This is a genomic window from Actinomycetospora sp., from assembly GCF_055612215.1.
The window spans coordinates 1-2731 of the sequence record NZ_JBVPVA010000974.1; the positions used below are offsets into that span (position 1 = coordinate 1).

At 71.7% G+C, this 2731-nt stretch carries 2 protein-coding genes; one reads left to right on the plus strand and one right to left on the minus strand.

The window, feature by feature from the left end:
- Nucleotides 1–110 precede the first annotated feature (110 nt).
- Nucleotides 111–1622 carry a nucleobase:cation symporter-2 family protein gene (locus tag AC0CYZ_RS26525; RefSeq protein WP_472220936.1) on the plus strand — a complete coding sequence of 504 codons (1512 nt, stop codon included), beginning with the start codon at nt 111–113 and terminating at the stop codon, nt 1620–1622.
- A gap of 74 nt (nt 1623–1696) precedes the next feature.
- Here AC0CYZ_RS26525 and AC0CYZ_RS26530 read toward each other — a convergent pair.
- A partial coding sequence (locus AC0CYZ_RS26530) for an alpha/beta hydrolase family protein (RefSeq protein ID WP_472220938.1) occupies nt 1697–2731 on the minus strand: 1035 nt, incomplete at its 5' end.

Genomic DNA, 2731 nt, shown 5'->3' on the forward strand with positions numbered 1-2731 from the left:
CGGACACAGCCCTGTCACGCGGAGCCGATCGGTCCGTCACGCAGCGCGCCCATCGTGGGCGGCGTCCGAGCCCGGTCGTGCACCGGGCCGCCCACCGCCTGGAGGCCGCCGTGACATCACCCGCGCACGCGGAGGACGCCGTCCACCCCGTGGACGAGGTCCTCCCGCTGCCCCGGCTGCTCGTGCTGGGCCTGCAGCACCTGTTCATCATGTACGCCGGGGCGATCGCCGTACCGCTCATCGTCGGGCCCGCGGTGGGGCTCGAGAGCGGCGACATCGCGATCCTCGTGAGCGCCGACCTGCTGGTCTGCGGCATCGCGTCGATCATCCAGTCGGCCGGGATCGGCCGGATCCTGGGCGTGCGGCTGCCCGTCGTCGCCGGCGCCACGTTCACGGTGCTCAACCCGATGATCATCATCGCCACGTCGTACGGCGGCCGGGACGGCCTGCCCTACGTCTACGGCGCCATGATCATCGCCGGCATCTTCGGGCTGATCATCGCGAAACCGTTCTCGATGGTCATCCGGTTCTTCCCGCCCCTGGTCACCGGCACCGTCATCGCGATGATCGGGCTCTCGCTCATCGGCGCCAACGTCGGCCTGATCGCGGGAGACAAGACCTCGACCTTCACCGCGAAGATCCCCGAGCTGAACGCGCAGGGCCAGCCGTTCCTCGACAGCGACGGCAAGGTCGCGCACATGATCAACCCCGACTCGGGGCAGGTCTCGCACATCCTGCTCGTCGGCGTCGTCGTGGTCCTCATCGTGGCGTTCGCCCGCTTCCTGCGCGGCTTCCTCGGGCAGACCTCGGTGCTGCTCGCGATCGTCATCGGCACGATCATCGCCATCCCGATGGGGCTCGTGGACTTCTCCGCGGTGGGCTCGAGCGGGTGGTTCGGCATCTCCCAGCCGTTCCACTTCGGGCCGCCGAAGTTCGCGGCGGCCGCGATCATCTCGATGTGCATCGTCATGCTGGTGACCTACGTGGAGTCGACCGCGGACATGCTCGCCGTCGGTGAGCTCACCGGGCGGGACCTGAGCCCGAACGACCTCGCCCGCGGCCTCGCCGTCGACGGCCTCTCCGCCTTCCTCGCCGGCTTCATGAACTCGTTCCCGGACACCGCCTACGCCGAGAACGTCGGCCTGGTGAGCATGACCAACATCAAGAGCCGCTGGGTCGTGACGGTGTGCGGGGTCGGCCTGGTCATCCTGGGCCTGGTCCCGAAGGTCGGGGCGATCGTCGCGGCACTGCCCGGCCCGGTGGTCGGCGGCGCGGCGACGGTGATGTTCGCGATGGTCACCGCGGTCGGCATCCAGACGCTGCACAAGGTCAGCTTCGGCGGGCCCAACAACCACAACCTGCTGATCATCGCGGTGTCGTTCTCGTTCGGCCTGATCCCGACGATCCAGCCGAACTTCTACCAGCACTTCTCGTCGGACTTCCAGGTCATCTTCGGCTCGTCGATCACGTCCACGGTGATCGTGGTGTTCGTGCTGAACCTGGTGTTCAACCACTGGTTGCCGAACTTCCCGCGCAGGACCGGCGCGGTCGAGTCCGCGGTCGAGGCGGGCGCGGTGGCCCCGGAGGAGGCCGAGGCCGAGGCGCAGCGCAGCGACGCCTGATCCGAGCCCACGAACGGTCCGTCGGTCACCCTCGCGGGTGCCCGACGGGCCGTCCGTGCCGTCCGGGGGACGGGTCAGCCCGCGACGGGCGGCGCTCCGCCCAGGTGGCGGGCGAAGAAGTCGAGGAGGATCTCCGCGCGCTGCACCCGGTGGCGCGGGGAGCCGCCGCGCGAGAGCTCGTGGCCCTCGTCGGGGAAGCGCCAGTACTCGACCTCGCGGCCGAGCAGGCGCAGCGCGAGGTAGAGCTGGTCGGCCTGCTCGGGCGGGCAGCGCAGGTCGTCGTCGGCGTGCAGCAGCAGCATCGGGGTGTGGATGTCCGCGGCGTAGGTGATCGGGGACAGCCGGGTGTAGAGGTCGGGACGGTCGAGGTGGCCGAGCCCGCCGAACTCGAACCGGAAGAACCCCGCCACGTCGGAGCCGCCCCACTCGAGCGAGAGCAGGTTGTTCGCGGCCCGCTCGCTGCACGCCGCCGCGAAGCGGTCGCTGTGGGCGACCAGCCACGTCGTCATGAACCCGCCGTAGGAGCCGCCGAGCACCCCGACCCGCGCCGGGTCCAGCAGCGGGTCGTGCGCCAGCGCGGCGTCGAGGGCGGCGAGGACGTCGTCGGCGTCGACGCCGCCCCAGCCGGTGCCGGGCGCCTCCGGGGACTCCGGCGGCCGGACGGCCTGCAGGAACGCCTCGGTGTCACCGGTGGAGCCGTGCGGGTTGGTCCAGACGACCGCGTAGCCCGCCCCGGACCACAGCGCGAACTCGTCGAACCATGCCGTCGGGTACTGGGTCATCGGGCCGCCGTGCACCGACAGCAGGACCGGCACCCGCTCGCCCGCCGCGTCGCGCGGGCGCAGCACCCACACGTCGATCTCCCCGCCGCCGGAGGAAGCCACCCGCAGGTGCTCCGGGGCGTCGAGCGGCACGTCGCGGTGGAAGGCCGCGGAGAACGCGGTCAGGCGGGTCTCGACGCCGTCGCGCACCACCGCGAGCTCCGGGCGCTCGGTGGGCGAGGTCGAGACGAGCGCGAGCGTGCCGGCGGCCTCGTCGTACCCGACGACCGCGCGGGTGCCCCCGACGACGGGTGCGGGGGCGTCGACGCCGTCGGCGGACACGCGGTA